Raw genomic sequence first — 15,287 nt, forward strand, 5'->3', positions numbered from 1 at the left:
CATAAACCATAGTCATGTTAAGGTTTGGAGAATGATAAACGCAGCCAGATATTTACCCTGTCGCGTTATGCGGGTATCTTACGCCGCTGCTTAAAGGAGAATGCTATGTCCGCCCAGAAACCGGGGTTGCATCCGCGCAACCGTCATCACAGCCGCTACGATCTCGCCACGCTTTGTCAGGTGAATCCTGAACTCAGGCAATTCCTCACGCTTACACCCGCCGGGGAGCAAAGCGTAGACTTTGCCAATCCGCTGGCGGTGAAGGCGCTCAATAAGGCGTTGCTGGCCCATTTTTACGCCGTAGCGAACTGGGATATCCCCGACGGTTTTCTCTGCCCGCCAGTACCGGGCCGGGCGGATTATATTCATCACCTTGCCGATTTACTGGCAGAAGCAAGCGGAACAATTCCAGCTAATGCCAGCATTCTGGATATCGGCGTTGGTGCGAACTGTATTTATCCGCTGATTGGCGTACATGAATACGGCTGGCGTTTTACCGGTAGTGAAACCAGCAGCCAGGCGTTAAGCAGCGCGCAGGCGATCATCAGCGCTAATCCGGGGCTTAATCGCGCCATTCGTCTGCGTCGGCAAAAAGAGAGCGGGGCGATTTTTAACGGTATTATCCACAAAAACGAGCAATACGACGCGACCTTGTGTAACCCGCCATTCCACGATTCCGCCGCTGCGGCACGGGCGGGTAGTGAGCGTAAACGGCGTAATCTGGGGCTGAACAAAGACGATGCATTGAACTTTGGTGGTCAGCAACAGGAGTTGTGGTGTGAAGGCGGTGAAGTGGCTTTTATCAAAAAGATGATTGAAGAGAGCAAAGGCTTCGCGAAGCAGGTGATGTGGTTTACCTCGCTGGTATCTCGTGGCGAAAACTTACCGCCGTTGTATCGTGCTCTGACGGACGTGGGCGCGGTGAAAGTGGTCAAAAAAGAGATGGCCCAGGGGCAAAAGCAGAGCCGCTTTATTGCCTGGACCTTTATGAACGACGAGCAGCGCCGCCGTTTTGTCAATCGCCAGCATTAAAGCGTTGGTTCCCCCGGCGGCAACGGTTCAGCCGGGGTCGCGCCCGGAGCAGGCAGCACCTGATAAGTCTGCACTGGCGCGCGAACGCCCGCCAGGTCGAAATGTTTTTTCACCTGGCTGTCGAGGGCAAAGCGGACCGTCCATTGTTTGAGTGGCAGCGTGGTGAACGAAACACGCAGTGTAAATGCGGTATTGCTTAAGCCGACAATCCCGGCAAAGTTCGGTTCACCGATAATCAACCCGCGAATTTCTTCGTTTTCCATTAATTCCGCTACCGCATCTTTCAGTGCCTGATTGGCTTTATCAGCATCTTCATGGCGATCAACATCATAATTTGCCACTACCGAACCAATGCCGCGGACAAAGTTAGCAAAGGTGGTAATCGAAGACCACGGAATGATGTGATACGCCCCGGTATCCTGGCGTACGCCCACGGAGCGAATCGACATCCGTTCCACAGTGCCGGTCAACGGCCCGATAGTCACCAAATCTCCAGTGTTCATGCCGTTTTCAAACTGAATAAATACCCCGGTGATAATATCTTTCACCAGCGTTTGCGAACCAAACGAGATAGCCAGACCTAATGCCCCGGCACCTGCCAGCAATGGCGCGATATTAACGCCGATTTCCGACAACACAATCATGATGGTGATGGTACTGATAATCACCGCCAGCGCGTTACGGAACAGCGTCAGCAGGGTACGCGTACGGGCGCTGGGTAGCGGGCGGCCATGAATATCCGAAGCCAGCCGGTTTTCGATCAAACTGGCGAGCACCGTCCAGCCAACCGCCGAGAAGAAAAGAATGAGTGCGATACGGATCAGGATATCTACGGTTCTCTGCCCCGCGCCGTTTTGCAGCCAGTTCCAGAAATCGAACAATCCCCATGCGCTCAACAGCAACATTACCGCCACGCAGACTGTCAGAATACGCGCCGTTTTCAGCGCCGCCGAAAGCCAGCCGTTCAACCGTTTTTGCAGCTCCGGATAGTTACGCTGAGTATGTGGCGAGAGAGTGATGGTTTTCGCCAGCCAGCGGGAAAACATACCGGAAACAAACGCGGCGATACCAATAATCGCCAGGCTGCGTACCGTTGCACCCATCATAAATTTCAGGCTGTTGCCCGGATCGAACAACGAAAAGAAAAACAGCACGATAAAATAGGCGCTTGCCAACCAGTGCCACACCAGCGCAAAAGCGCGAATAAACAGGCTGAAAAAGGCCAGCGAGTGTTCCGCGAAGTTGAGCAAATGCTGCGTAATCTCTTTTTTATTACGAAAGATCAGGTACAGCGCCCAGACGGTCATGCACAGCATAATGATGACGTTCGCTAGCGCACCGATTTGCACATTCACCTGATTAGAGATAATCGGCACAGCCACAATCAGACCATACCCAATCAGGCTGCTTAACCAGCTCAGGCGACGACTCCAGTAACGGGCGCTTTCGTCCTGAATCGTAAACGGGCGCAGCTCCGCCACGTTGGGGCAAAAAATCAGGCGTAGTACGGCTTTGAAAAATTCAATCAGGGCAAAGGCGTTGAGAAACAAACTTTGTTGGAAAGCGATGGTGCGACTGCCCGCATTCAGGTTGTCGCTTAAAACCTGACCGACAAATAATGTCAGTGCCAGTAACAGCAGGTCGATAATAAACGCCCCGATAATCATCGCCGGAAGCTGCAACCAGTTACTGCGCTCACGATTTTTTTGCCGTGCCCACTGGCCCATTTTGCGATACAGCGGCAGCGCGCACAGGCGAATCAGCCAGTAAAAACCAAACACTAATACCGCTAACATTGAAAAATGGGTCAGCGCATTGCTGAAGGTTTGTGGATTAAACGGCTTATGCGGGGAGCCGGTGATATTGCGATAAAGTTGTCCGAAGCGGGCGGAAAGGGCTTCACCATAATGGCGGCTGACTTCGGTGACTTTTTGCAGCACGGTTTGCTCTTCAACCAGCGTCGGCGGCACGATCTTCGGTACGGGTTCCGCAGGGGGCGTCGCGGCGACGGTGCGCAACTGGTCGATCAACTCTTTACGCGAGGTGTCATTATCCAGCACATCCGCCAGTGCGCCATAGGCCGCTTTTTTTTGTTCGATATCCGGTTCCGGGGCCGGTTCAGTCGTTGAGTCCGTTGTCGTTGTGGTTGTAACGCCGGGTATGGATACCGCGTGGGCAGGTGCGCCCAGCAGGCAGAAGAGGATGAACAGGATCCACCGCATGACTCCTCCAGTGAGAAAACAGAGCAAAAAGATAAGTATAGATGCTGGGGGAGGGGCGATTTTAAATGAGAGGAATCTGGTGTGCCTCCCTTTCGGAAGAAAGGGAGGCTGAGAAGTTAAGAGACGTGCTGCAAAAATTCCTGCAAGCGCTGGCTCGGTGGGTTCTTGATCAACACCTGCGGATCGCCATCTTCCGCAATCCGGCCTTTGTCGATAAAGATCAGGCGCGAAGCGACTTTCTCGGCAAAACCGATTTCGTGTGTCACGATCACCATCGTCATCCCTTCTTCAGCCAGATCCTGCATAACCTTCAGCACTTCATGGCGCAGTTCCGGGTCAAGAGCGGAAGTCGGTTCATCAAACAGCATCATTTTCGGCTTCACCGCCAGCGCGCGGGCGATCGCCACACGCTGCTGTTGACCACCAGAAAGTTCGGAAGGGTAGTGATGTGCACGTTCTGCCAGACCGACTTTCGCCAGCAGCTCACGCGCCAGTTTTTCCGCCTCTTCTTTGTTCGCGCCACGCACGCGTAGTGGACCAAACATCACGTTTTCCAGCGCCGTCAGATGCGGGAAGAGGTAAAACTGCTGGAACACCATACCCGCTTCCTGGCGAATCAGGCGCTCGTCAACTTTCGGATCGTTAACCTTCAGGCCATCGACAATCAGATCGCCGGAGGTGATTTCTTCCAGTTTGTTGATGCAGCGCAGCAGGGTCGATTTACCGGAACCGGACGGCCCGATAATCACCACGACTTCGCCCTGGGCAATGTTCAAATCGATATTGTGCAGCACCTGGGTTGGACCAAAATGCTTGGAGACGTTTTTAAATTCAATCACAGGATTTTCATCCTTCTTTCCAGACGACGCAGAATAAAGCTCAGCACCAGGGTAATAATCAGATAGAACACCGCCACGGCGCTCCAGATCTCAAGGGCGCGGAAGTTACCGGCAATAATTTCTTGCCCCTGACGGGTCAGTTCCGCCACGCCGATAACAATAAACAGCGAGGTATCTTTAATGCTGATGATCCACTGGTTACCCAGCGGCGGCAGCATACGGCGCAGTGCCAGCGGTAAAATGACGTAGCGAATGGTTTCCCAACGTGAAAGGCCGAGAGCCAGTCCTGCTTCACGGAAACCTTTGTGGATAGACAGCACCGCACCACGCGTGATTTCCGCAATGTATGCGCCGGAGTTGATCATGATGGTGACCACCGCCGCAGTAAATGGGTCGATGCGTAAGTCGTTAAACGCCATCGGCAGGGCGAAGTAGATAAACATCACCTGGACGACGATAGGTGTGCCGCGGATCACTTCAATAAAGACCAGCGCGACGTGGTTGGATATCCAACCACCGAAGGTGCGTGCAAAACCTGCCAGCAATCCGATCACCAGGCCGCCAGCTAGACCGAGGACCGAAATCCACAGGGTCATTTTGGCACCTTCAATCAGAAGCGGAATGGCAGGCCAGATGGCACTCCAGTCAAACTGCATATGTTGTTCCTGTTACCGTGGTGTAAATAATCAAATTCAGGGTAATTAATGGCCCCGGAGCGGGTTTGCGCCCCTCACCCTAATCCTCTCCCCAGAGGGGAGAGGGAACTGCCAGTGCGCTTTACAGGCGTAGCATTATTATTTCGGTTCAGTACCGAACCATTTTTTGTAGATTTCGTTGTAAGTTCCGTTCTCGCGCAGGGTTTTCAATGCGCCGTTGACTTTGTCACGCAGCTCATCGCTACCTTTCGGGAACGCGATACCGTATTGCTGTGCTTCCAGAGAGTCACCTACCGCTTTGAACTGACCGTTACCGGCAGTTTTGATGAAGTAAAGAATGTTTGGCGTATCGTGTAGAACGGCGTCTGCGCGGTTAGTGCCCAGTTCCATATAGGCGTTATCGATGTTCGGGAACTGACGCAGATCTTTAGTTTTAATGTTTGCTTTCGCGTAATCAACGGAGCCAGTGCCGCTCTTCACAGCAACCACTTTCCCGTCGAGATCTTTCACGCTTTTCACATCGTTATTGTTAGCTTTCACCATCACTAACAGGCCGCTTTTGTAGTAGCCGTCAGAGAAATCGATCGCTTTTTTACGCTCGTCGGTAATGGTGATGCCCGCCAGCGCCAGATCGACGTTTTTGGTTTGCAGTGCCGGAATGATCCCACTGAAATCCATCGGCTTCAGTTCGTAATCCAGCTTCAGCTCTTTAGCGATGGCAGCCCACAGATCAACGTCAAAGCCCACGTATTTATCGCCCTGTTTAAATTCAAACGGAACGAAGGCGGTATCCGTCGCGACAACTAATTTTTTATCCGCGGCATGAGAAGAAACCGCAAAAGCCAGGGTCAGTGCAGCCAGTGAAACTTTTAATACAGACTTCATAGCATTTCCTTTTTTCTATCCACGGGACGATCCCCTGCGTGACATTCACATATATGAAAAAATCGTGCCAGTTTTGCAACTCATTGATTTATCGAGATGCGGCAAAAACGTAATGCACGATTTATAGGGCAATACCCTGAAGATGCACCATTCTGGGGCACCAAACTGGTGCGCTAAAATTGTGCACTCAACACAGTGATTATTTAGCGTAAAACCTGATGAAAAAACAATCTTTATGTAACGATTGTGTGATGATGTGGATACAAAAAATTTACTTAATCAGCTGGAGATAGCAGATGGATGCACTAAATAAGTGCGTTGAGGTGGGCTGCAAAACAAAACGGCCTCCTGTCAGGAAGCCGCTTTTATCGGGTACTAAAGTTCTCCACCATCAGCGATGGATTTATTCGATGTTAGACTCGATAAACCACAGGAATTTATCCAGGTCGCGAGACGCGGCGGTCAGGATATCTGCGGTGTCGTCATCTTTCGCTTCGCCAATCGCTTTACGTACATCATTAGCGACAATCGCATAACGGTCAGCCAGTTCTTTCAGGTGATCCTGAACGTTGTGGATGTCCAGCGGGTAACTTTTCAGCGGGGTTTTGCTGTTGATAACTTGAGTGGTCCCCAGAGCTACACCGCCCAGCTGCACTGCACGTTCTGCCATGGTATCCAGATGATCGATCAGTGCGGTGCGGAAGCCATCCAGCATTTCATGTACGGCAATGAAGTTAGCGCCGCGCATGTTCCAGTGTGCTTGTTTGGTAATCAAAGAAAGATCAATAAACTGGATAACCTGGCGATTCAGCAACTCTACTGTTGCTTTTTTCTCGCTGTCAGAGACATCGTTGCGGGTATAAAGCAGATTGGTCGCTTTTGATTTAACTAATTTAGCGGTACTCATAATTTCATATCCTCTTGATGTTATGTCCCAGTAATTAACGAGACTAAGTATAGCACCGGCTATGTGTTCCGCTATTCTGGCTGTTCCTATCACACTAATAGTGGTAACAAGCGTGAAAAACAAAACTAATAAAAATTCAATGAGTTAGATATATTGATAAGAACAATTCTTATTTATTGGCTCGCCAGGAATTTTCGGAATAAATATGCTTTTGCATAATTCGATATATAAAGACGGTGTGGAGGAAAAGTAGCGAGAAATTCTGCATGGTTATGCATAACCATGCAGAAATGTAAATTTAATTAATGTCTAATTCTTTTATTTTGCTCTCTTTGCGTACTGTCAGCGTAGAACCCATTGAAGCGGCGATGATAGCGCCGAGCGCCAGCAGCTGTATGGGTGTCAATGTTTCTCCGAGGAAAATCATCCCGGAAACGGCAGCCAGCGCCGGTTCCATGCTCATCAGCGTACCAAATGTCCGCGTTGGCAAACGGGTGAGGGCAATCATTTCCAGCGAATAAGGCAGAGCGGTCGAGAGAATAGCGACCGCCAGACCCAATGGAATAACCGACCAGTGCCAGAGTGCTTCACCAGCCTGAAGCGCTCCAATTGGCACGAAAATTAACGCTGCAATCAACGAACCAATTGCCACCGTCGCAGGGCCATGTTCCGCTCCTGCGCGTTGCCCACTTAAAATGTAAATAGCCCAACAAGCCCCTGCTCCCAGTGCCAGCGCACAGCCGGTTAAATCGACATGGGAAACGTCTTGCCCCAGCGGTAGCAGGAACCACAGACCAAGAACCGCCAGCACAACCCAGATGAAATCTACCGGGCGACGAGAAGAGAACAGCGCCACCGCCAGTGGTCCGGTGAACTCCAGCGCCACCGCAATACCCAGCGGTACTGTCTGAATAGAAAGATAAAAAAGATAATTCATCCCACCCAGCGAAACGCCGTAAAAAAACAGCGGTAACCGCTGCTCTTTGGCAAAGCGCAGTCGCCATGGCTTAAAGAACGCGATGAGGATCAGCGTTCCTAATGCCAGACGCAGCGCAGTGACACCCGGTGCGCCCACCAGAGGAAAAAGTGACTTAGCTAACGAGGCTCCACCCTGAATAGACGCCATGGCAACGAGCAATATGACTATTGGTAACCAGACCAGCATTTTACGTAATGAACCAGGCATCCTTTCTCCCACAAATATCTAAACCTAAGTAAAGCGTGGAGTGTTCTGGATATACCCAATGCTGGTTGAGCATTTGTTGAAAAAATTTTCCCCCGTTTTGACTAAAATGCGCCAGGATTGATGGAATCATTAGTCTGGTGATTAGGAATAATCTGGATGAATGACAGGGAAAACATGCGTAATACTTATGCAGTTCTCTGAAAAAGTGATTTAATTTTAGATGGATAGCGGTTTATGGAAACGTTCTGTTACATGAAATGGCCCGTTAGACATCACAAATCGCGAAGAGTTTCCCATTAATTTTTGATATATTTAAAACTTAGGACTTATTTGAATCACATTTGAGGTGGTTATGAAAAAAATTGCATGTCTTTCAGCACTGGCCGCAGTTCTGGCTTTCACCGCAGGTACTTCCGTAGCTGCGACTTCTACCGTAACTGGCGGTTACGCACAGAGCGACGCTCAGGGCCAAATGAACAAAATGGGCGGTTTCAACCTGAAATACCGCTATGAAGAAGACAACAGCCCGCTGGGTGTGATCGGTTCTTTCACTTACACCGAGAAAAGCCGTACTGCAAGCTCTGGTGACTACAACAAAAACCAGTACTACGGCATCACTGCTGGTCCGGCTTACCGCATTAACGACTGGGCAAGCATCTATGGTGTAGTGGGTGTGGGTTATGGTAAATTCCAGACCACTGAATACCCGACCTACAAACACGACACCAGCGACTACGGTTTCTCCTACGGTGCAGGTCTGCAGTTTAACCCGATGGAAAACGTTGCTCTGGACTTCTCTTACGAGCAGAGCCGTATTCGTAGCGTTGACGTAGGCACCTGGATTGCCGGTGTTGGTTACCGCTTCTAATCACTTCGGTGATATAAAAAATCCGCCTCACGGGGCGGATTTTTGTTTTTAAGGTTTCGGGTCGAAAATATCGGTTCCGAGATGGTTGTAATCTACCTTCTGTAACTGGAAGTTGGTGATGTATATCGGCCCGGCTTTCTTCTCAGATATAAACGGGTATTTGATGTTAATTTCCTTCGCTTTAATTCCCGTCCACTGCGAGAAAAAGCCTAAAAAGTCATTGGCTGAACGGCGGGCTTTAATCACCCGATGCGCTTTATCGTCGCTCGAAATGACCATAAAAGGCACCTGGAAATTTTGCTGATACTTATCATCATGGGCAAGGTATTGCACGTCTTTGCCGCGTTCTTTAAAGGCCAGACCGTGGTCCGCAAAGTAAACCAGCGAGAAGCTGCTGCCGCTATTGCGTAACTGGTCGTACAGCTTACGCAACAAATCGTCCGTTTGTGTCATGGTATAGAGATAGCATGACGTTTCTTTCGATTGCACAAAGGTTGCGTATTTGCCTTGTGTCCGGTCGCAGGCCTGTGGATGTGAGCCCATCAGATGTAAAACAATCAGTTGCGGTTGCGAGTGTTCTTGCGCCAGCACCTGCGCGGTCATATCCAGTAACGCTTCGTCTTTCGTGTTTTTATCTGCTTCAAAATTACCGTCTTTCAGGAAATACACTTCATCTGCCCGTTTGGCGATGCTGGCGATGGCGGTATCGTATTCGCCGATTTGGCCCTGATTGGAAAACCACCAGGTCTGAAAGCCCGCGCGATTTGCCAGGGTGACAAAGTTATCCTGAAACTGTGGTTTGCCATCGACTACGCGATTGAGTGTTAAGCCAAGCGATTTCTGTGTGGAGCCACTGGCAGCAATGTAGTCAGCAAAAAGCAAACCGTTAACGCTGCTGGCAAACGGGGTATTATCCCAGTGACCGCCAAAGGCACCGAGGGCATCGCGACGCGCACTTTCACCGATCACCACCACATAGGTCTGATACTTCGGCTTAACGGCAGTGACCGTCCAGGTATCTTTCATTCCGGAAAGTTTTGCCATCCGTTCTTGCTCTTCAATCACCTCGTTATTATTGACGATGACATCCTTAGCAAAACGAAATACCGGATAGCCAGTATCTTTCAGTTTAAATACGCCGCCCCAGGCCAGATTTTGCACGGGAGCAACAAAAAATGTCGCCACACTGAATACCAGACACAGACTGTCGAAGGTATTCCAGCGCGCTTTTTCGCTCTCTTTTTTCCGCCTGATTGCTATTACGCCGAGCGCAAAAATAAATAAGCCGACCAGGTAGCTGTACCACGGAAAAATCGTCAGGATTTCGGTCGACTCTTCCATATTGGTGGAATGCAATGCCAGCAAGGTATTGAAGTTAGGCGCGCCGTAGGCCTGTGCAAAAGGGAAATAACAAGCGGCGACCAGTGAACTGACGCCGAGCAGAACTTTTTGCACGCGAGGCAATGTTCGCCATAGCAAAAGCAAAATAGCCGTAAATGCGGCGGTGTATAGCAAACTGAAGGGGTAACCTAAGCCGAGGTTAATTAATAGCGACTGTAAAAAGTAGAACGCAGTCCACGGGCTAAATACCCGGCTACGGGTAACAAGCGATTCTTTGAGGGTTAAATTCATATGCCACTATCGTAACAAACGCCATGTGCTTACCCTGGCGTCAAGGGTCAATACCTGCAAGAGTGCGTGAAGAGGGGAAAGGGGTCCGCATCCGCGAGCCGCAATATACGCAGGGCTGCAAGAAGATAGAGCGAGCAGCCGTTCAGGTCAACTACTGACGAACAAATCTTTTGCGAAGGGGATTGCAAATCCGACAAAAAGTGGGGTTTTTCAGAGCAAAACGCGTTGTTCCTGCATAAAAGCAGGAGTGAAGCGGCGTACCGCGACGCCGCTATTTATCGGAAGGTTTATCTTGCTGCGGTTTGTTGTTGACCATATCGCACAACATAGAGAGCAGCATTAACCGTACTTTAAAGGGAGAATGACTAAACACGCGCATACACCTCTTGAACTCATTCATAAGACCTCCTGACTTGCTAATCCCGTCGATCCTTGAGAGATGATTGCATTACATACAGATATAGCACAGGCTATATTATATAGCTATTGCTAAAACGTTAATTTTTTGTACCTTCGCAACTCTGGTTTACAATGTGCACACGAAATGAGAACGCTATGTATGCGTCACCATAATGAGGAAGCACAATGAGTCGTCGCGCAGGTACGCCAACAGCAAAAAAAGTGACGCAGTTAGTGAATGTGGAAGAGCACGTTGAAGGGTTCCGCCAGGTCAGAGAGGCACACCGGCGCGAGCTTATTGATGATTACGTTGAGCTGATTTCTGACTTGATCAGGGAAGTGGGGGAAGCTCGTCAGGTGGACATGGCTGCTCGTCTGGGCGTTTCGCAACCGACGGTGGCTAAAATGCTCAAACGACTGGCAACCATGGGGCTGATTGAAATGATCCCCTGGCGTGGCGTGTTTTTAACGGCAGAAGGAGAGAAACTGGCGCAGGAAAGCCGCGAGCGACATCAGATAGTCGAAAATTTCTTGTTGGTGTTGGGCGTCAGCCCGGAAATCGCTCGTCGCGACGCGGAAGGCATGGAGCACCATGTCAGTGAAGAGACGCTGGATGCCTTTCGTTTGTTTACCCAGAAACACGGTGCCAAATGAGCCTGCCTTTTTTACGCACGCTGCAAGGCGATCGTTTTTTTCAGTTATTAATTCTTGTTGGCATCGGATTAAGTTTTTTCGTTCCCTTTGCACCGAAATCCTGGCTTGCTGCTATCGACTGGCACACTATCATCACCCTCAGTGGCCTGATGCTGCTGACCAAAGGTGTGGAGTTAAGCGGTTATTTTGATGTGCTGGGGCGCAAAATGGTGCGCCGCTTTGCTACTGAGCGTCGGCTGGCAATGTTTATGGTGCTGGCGGCGGCGTTGCTTTCAACATTTCTGACCAACGATGTCGCGCTGTTTATTGTTGTTCCGCTGACAATCACACTAAAAAGACTGTGTGAGATCCCGGTTAATCGACTGATTATTTTTGAGGCGCTAGCAGTCAATGCGGGTTCGCTACTGACGCCGATTGGCAACCCGCAAAATATTCTTATCTGGGGTCGTTCTGGTCTTTCGTTTGCCGGGTTTATTGCCCAAATGGCACCGCTGGCTGGCGCAATGATGCTGACACTCCTGCTACTGTGCTGGTGTTGTTTCCCTGGAAAGGCGCTGCAATATCATACGGGGGCGCAAACACCTGAGTGGAAACCGCGGCTGGTGTGGAGTTGTCTGGGGCTGTATATCGTCTTTCTGACGGCGCTGGAGTTAAAACAAGAGCTGTGGGGACTGGTGATTGTAGCGGCGGGCTTTGCGCTGCTGGCTCGTCGCGTGGTGATCAGCGTGGACTGGACGCTGCTGCTGGTATTTATGGCGATGTTTATCGACGTCCATTTGCTGACCCAACTGCCAGCTTTGCAGGGCGTGTTGAGCAATGTGAGCCATTTATCCGAACCCGGATTATGGTTAACGGCAATTGGTTTATCGCAGGTGATCAGTAATGTGCCGAGCACGATTTTGCTCCTCAATTATGTGCCACCGTCTTTATTACTGGCATGGGCGGTAAACGTCGGTGGCTTTGGTTTATTACCCGGATCGCTGGCAAATTTGATTGCATTACGGATGGCGAACGATCGCCGTATCTGGTGGCGTTTTCATCTTTATTCGATACCGATGCTGTTGTGGGCGGCGCTGGTGGGATACGTTTTGTTAGTTATGTTCCCGGCCAGCTAGGTGCTGGCAAATAAAAAAGGCGGATTATGAGTCCGCCTTTTAATTTAAGTTTTGAAGATTAATTCAGACGAACCGGCATCCCGGAACGATTTTTGATCGCTTCATCCAGCACGACCTGATCCACATCAGGCTGACCAGTTACTGTCTGCACGCTCTTGGTCAGGGTAATTGGCACAATTTCCTGACCTTCAAACTGGGCTTCGGTGGTAGACAGCGGGTTATGGACTTCAATATAACGGCTGCCGTCTGGCTCGGTGGTCGCTTTTACCGGCTCATCAATAAACTGTACGCGAGTACCGACCGGCACTTTCTCGAACAGGAATTTGATGTCTTCGTTACGCAGACGCACACAACCATGACTTACACGCAGGCCGATACCGAAGTTGGCGTTGGTGCCATGGATAGCGTACAGGCGACCGATGTAGAGTGCATACAGCCCCATCGGGTTATCCGGACCTGCCGGAACGACAGCCGGAAGCGGTTCGCCCGCAGCGCGGTACTCTGCGTGCATTTTGGCGGTCGGCGTCCAGGTAGGGCCTGCTTTTTTACGCTCAACTTTGGTGGTCCAGTTGATAGGCGTGTCTTTGCCTAACTGACCAATGCCGATGGGCAGCACGATAACGGTGTTGCTGCCTTTCGGATAGTAATAGAGACGCATCTCTGCGCTGTTAATGACAATGCCTTCATGAACGGTATCCGGCAGGATCAGCTGCTGCGGAATGTTCAGTACAGTACCGCCTTTCGGCAGGAAGGTATCCACACCCGGGTTAGCTTCCATCATGTTGGAAAGACCCATTTGGTACTCGGCGGCAAAATACTCCAGCGGCTGAGTGTTACCTTCAGGAATGGTGATCACCTGATTCTGACCAACCAGGCGACTCCCGTCGGTTGGCAGAGGATAAGTTACCGCAGAGGCGGTACTGCAAAAGCCGACAACAGCGAAGGCCGCTGCGAATAATGTTTTCAATTTCATATTCATGTTAAGCGAGATTTTGTGCCTGGCAGGCCATTGGGTTGAGAATATTAGAGTATTGGAAGCGCATTATAAGTTCATTCCAGCTCACAGTGAAATCAGATGTGTACGAAATCACATTTTTTGCCTTTGGGAAGAGTGTAGACCTTAAGCGGGGGACGGGATCTTCTTTCAGACTTATGGCATAATACGCGGTTTGTCATATCTCTTTTCAGGATACGCCTGTGTTAGTTTCCAGTAACGTCACCATGCAGTTCGGCAGTAAGCCGTTGTTTGAAAACATTTCCGTCAAATTTGGCGGCGGCAACCGTTACGGCCTGATTGGCGCGAACGGTAGTGGTAAATCCACCTTTATGAAGATCCTCGGCGGCGACTTAGAGCCGACGCTGGGTAACGTTTCCCTCGATCCCAACGAGCGCATTGGTAAATTGCGTCAGGATCAGTTTGCCTTTGAAGAGTTCACCGTGCTGGATACGGTGATCATGGGGCATAAAGAGTTGTGGGAAGTGAAGCAGGAGCGCGACCGTATCTATGCTTTGCCGGAAATGAGTGAAGAAGACGGCTATAAAGTGGCCGATCTGGAAGTGAAATACGGCGAAATGGACGGTTACTCTGCGGAAGCTCGCGCCGGTGAACTGTTGCTTGGCGTGGGAATTCCAGTGGAACAGCACTACGGCCCGATGAGTGAAGTTGCTCCTGGCTGGAAGCTGCGTGTGCTGCTGGCGCAGGCGCTGTTTGCTGATCCGGACATTCTCCTGCTCGACGAACCGACCAACAACCTCGACATCGACACCATTCGTTGGCTGGAACAGGTGCTGAACGAGCGTGACAGCACCATGATCATCATCTCGCACGACCGTCACTTCCTTAACATGGTTTGTACCCACATGGCGGATCTGGATTACGGTGAACTGCGCGTTTATCCGGGCAACTACGATGAGTACATGACGGCGGCGACTCAGGCGCGTGAACGTCTGCTGGCTGATAACGCCAAGAAGAAAGCGCAGATTGCTGAGTTGCAATCTTTCGTTAGCCGCTTTAGTGCCAACGCCTCGAAATCTCGCCAGGCAACTTCGCGCGCACGCCAGATTGATAAAATCAAACTTGAAGAGGTGAAAGCCTCCAGCCGTCAGAACCCGTTCATCCGTTTTGAACAGGATAAGAAACTGTTCCGTAACGCGCTGGAAGTGGAAGGTCTGACCAAAGGGTTTGATAACGGTCCCCTGTTTAAAAATCTCAACCTGCTGCTGGAAGTGGGCGAAAAACTGGCGGTATTGGGTACCAACGGCGTCGGTAAATCAACGCTGCTGAAAACGTTGGTGGGCGATCTGCAACCGGACAGTGGCACCGTAAAATGGTCTGAAAACGCGCGCATTGGTTACTATGCTCAGGACCACGAATATGAGTTCGAAAATGATCTGACCGTATTCGAATGGATGAGTCAGTGGAAGCAGGAAGGCGATGACGAGCAGGCGGTACGCAGCATTCTCGGTCGTTTGCTGTTCAGCCAGGACGACATCAAAAAGCCAGCGAAAGTGCTTTCCGGTGGAGAAAAAGGGCGGATGCTGTTTGGTAAGTTAATGATGCAGAAGCCGAACATTCTGATCATGGACGAACCGACCAACCACCTTGATATGGAATCCATTGAGTCGCTGAACATGGCGCTGGAACTGTATCAGGGCACGCTGATCTTTGTTTCTCACGACCGTGAGTTTGTAAGCTCCCTGGCGACCCGAATTCTGGAAATCACCCCGGAACGCGTGATCGACTTTAGCGGTAATTACGAAGATTACCTGCGTAGTAAAGGGATCGAGTAAGTTATTATCAGTAGCCCTGATAGGGTCAGGGCTACTGAAACTGATGACAAATGCAAAATTGCCTGATGCGCTACGCTTATCAGGCCTGACAGTGTATCGCAA

15 protein-coding genes are annotated in these 15,287 nt (G+C 50.4%); 6 read left to right on the forward strand and 9 right to left on the reverse strand.

Features of this window, described 5'->3' with window-relative positions; translation table 11 throughout:
• Nucleotides 1–105: 105 nt before the first annotated feature.
• Nucleotides 106–1,032 carry a 23S rRNA (adenine(1618)-N(6))-methyltransferase RlmF gene (rlmF, locus tag QUE34_RS04800; protein WP_157945170.1) on the forward strand — a complete coding sequence of 309 codons (927 nt, stop codon included), beginning with the start codon at nucleotides 106–108 and terminating at the stop codon, nucleotides 1,030–1,032.
• Here the strand turns inward: rlmF and ybiO are convergent.
• The 6 genes from ybiO to rhtA form a co-directional block, all read right to left on the reverse strand.
• On the reverse strand, nucleotides 1,029–3,254 hold the full coding sequence (gene ybiO, locus QUE34_RS04805) for a mechanosensitive channel protein (RefSeq protein ID WP_001267257.1): 2,226 nt from the start codon (nucleotides 3,252–3,254) through the stop codon (nucleotides 1,029–1,031). The two genes, rlmF and ybiO, sit on opposite strands and share 4 nt — an antisense overlap.
• 116 nt (nucleotides 3,255–3,370) lie before the next feature.
• The gene (gene glnQ / locus QUE34_RS04810) at nucleotides 3,371–4,093 is read right to left on the reverse strand and encodes a glutamine ABC transporter ATP-binding protein GlnQ (RefSeq protein ID WP_000569080.1); all 723 of its coding nucleotides are present in this window, start codon (nucleotides 4,091–4,093) and stop codon (nucleotides 3,371–3,373) included.
• Entirely contained in the window at nucleotides 4,090–4,749 is a 660-nt protein-coding gene (gene glnP / locus QUE34_RS04815) for a glutamine ABC transporter permease GlnP (RefSeq protein ID WP_103253282.1), read from the reverse strand. The genes glnQ and glnP overlap by 4 nt, the downstream gene beginning before the upstream one ends.
• Nucleotides 4,750–4,887: 138 nt before the next feature.
• The gene (glnH, locus tag QUE34_RS04820) at nucleotides 4,888–5,634 is read right to left on the reverse strand and encodes a glutamine ABC transporter substrate-binding protein GlnH (RefSeq protein ID WP_000843866.1); all 747 of its coding nucleotides are present in this window, start codon (nucleotides 5,632–5,634) and stop codon (nucleotides 4,888–4,890) included.
• A 403-nt stretch (nucleotides 5,635–6,037) separates the two neighbouring features.
• Nucleotides 6,038–6,541 carry a DNA starvation/stationary phase protection protein Dps gene (gene dps, locus QUE34_RS04825; protein ID WP_000100800.1) on the reverse strand — a complete coding sequence of 168 codons (504 nt, stop codon included), beginning with the start codon at nucleotides 6,539–6,541 and terminating at the stop codon, nucleotides 6,038–6,040.
• 298 nt (nucleotides 6,542–6,839) lie between these two features.
• Nucleotides 6,840–7,727, reverse strand: coding sequence for a threonine/homoserine exporter RhtA (gene rhtA, locus QUE34_RS04830; RefSeq protein WP_286338929.1), 888 nt, complete (start codon nucleotides 7,725–7,727; stop codon nucleotides 6,840–6,842).
• 234 nt (nucleotides 7,728–7,961) lie between these two features.
• On the opposite strand from rhtA, the gene QUE34_RS04835 reads away from it, so the two are divergent.
• Both QUE34_RS04835 and ompX read left to right on the forward strand, forming a co-directional pair.
• Entirely contained in the window at nucleotides 7,962–8,027 is a 66-nt protein-coding gene (locus QUE34_RS04835) for a protein YliM (protein WP_120795379.1), read from the forward strand.
• A 52-nt stretch (nucleotides 8,028–8,079) separates the two neighbouring features.
• A complete protein-coding gene (gene ompX / locus QUE34_RS04840) occupies nucleotides 8,080–8,595 on the forward strand; it encodes an outer membrane protein OmpX (RefSeq protein WP_001295296.1) in 516 nt (171 codons plus the stop codon).
• Between the two features lie 48 nt (nucleotides 8,596–8,643).
• On the opposite strand, the gene opgE is transcribed toward ompX, so the two are convergent.
• Nucleotides 8,644–10,227 (reverse strand): phosphoethanolamine transferase, encoded by a 1,584-nt coding sequence (gene opgE, locus QUE34_RS04845; protein ID WP_103253280.1) that lies wholly within the window; start codon nucleotides 10,225–10,227, stop codon nucleotides 8,644–8,646.
• A 271-nt stretch (nucleotides 10,228–10,498) separates the two neighbouring features.
• The gene (gene mntS, locus QUE34_RS04850; RefSeq protein ID WP_001001761.1) at nucleotides 10,499–10,627 is read right to left on the reverse strand and encodes a manganase accumulation protein MntS; all 129 of its coding nucleotides are present in this window, start codon (nucleotides 10,625–10,627) and stop codon (nucleotides 10,499–10,501) included.
• 185 nt (nucleotides 10,628–10,812) lie between these two features.
• Between mntS and mntR the strand changes: the two genes are divergently transcribed.
• Both mntR and QUE34_RS04860 read left to right on the forward strand, forming a co-directional pair.
• Nucleotides 10,813–11,280 carry a manganese-binding transcriptional regulator MntR gene (gene mntR / locus QUE34_RS04855; RefSeq protein ID WP_000091016.1) on the forward strand — a complete coding sequence of 156 codons (468 nt, stop codon included), beginning with the start codon at nucleotides 10,813–10,815 and terminating at the stop codon, nucleotides 11,278–11,280.
• Complete coding sequence (locus QUE34_RS04860; RefSeq protein ID WP_000056408.1) at nucleotides 11,277–12,395, forward strand: anion transporter; 1,119 nt, start codon at nucleotides 11,277–11,279, stop codon at nucleotides 12,393–12,395. The genes mntR and QUE34_RS04860 overlap by 4 nt, the downstream gene beginning before the upstream one ends.
• Nucleotides 12,396–12,453: 58 nt before the next feature.
• Here QUE34_RS04860 and ldtB read toward each other — a convergent pair whose 3' ends face one another.
• On the reverse strand, nucleotides 12,454–13,374 hold the full coding sequence (ldtB, locus tag QUE34_RS04865) for a L,D-transpeptidase (RefSeq protein WP_001056376.1): 921 nt from the start codon (nucleotides 13,372–13,374) through the stop codon (nucleotides 12,454–12,456).
• A 218-nt stretch (nucleotides 13,375–13,592) separates the two neighbouring features.
• Here ldtB and QUE34_RS04870 point away from each other — a divergent pair, with 218 nt between their 5' ends.
• A complete protein-coding gene (locus QUE34_RS04870) occupies nucleotides 13,593–15,185 on the forward strand; it encodes an ABC-F family ATPase (RefSeq protein WP_000961458.1) in 1,593 nt (530 codons plus the stop codon).
• The last annotated feature ends 102 nt before the right edge of the window (nucleotides 15,186–15,287 follow it).

Source organism: Escherichia sp. KS167_9B, assembly GCF_030295215.1.
GTDB lineage: Bacteria > Pseudomonadota > Gammaproteobacteria > Enterobacterales > Enterobacteriaceae > Escherichia > Escherichia coli_F.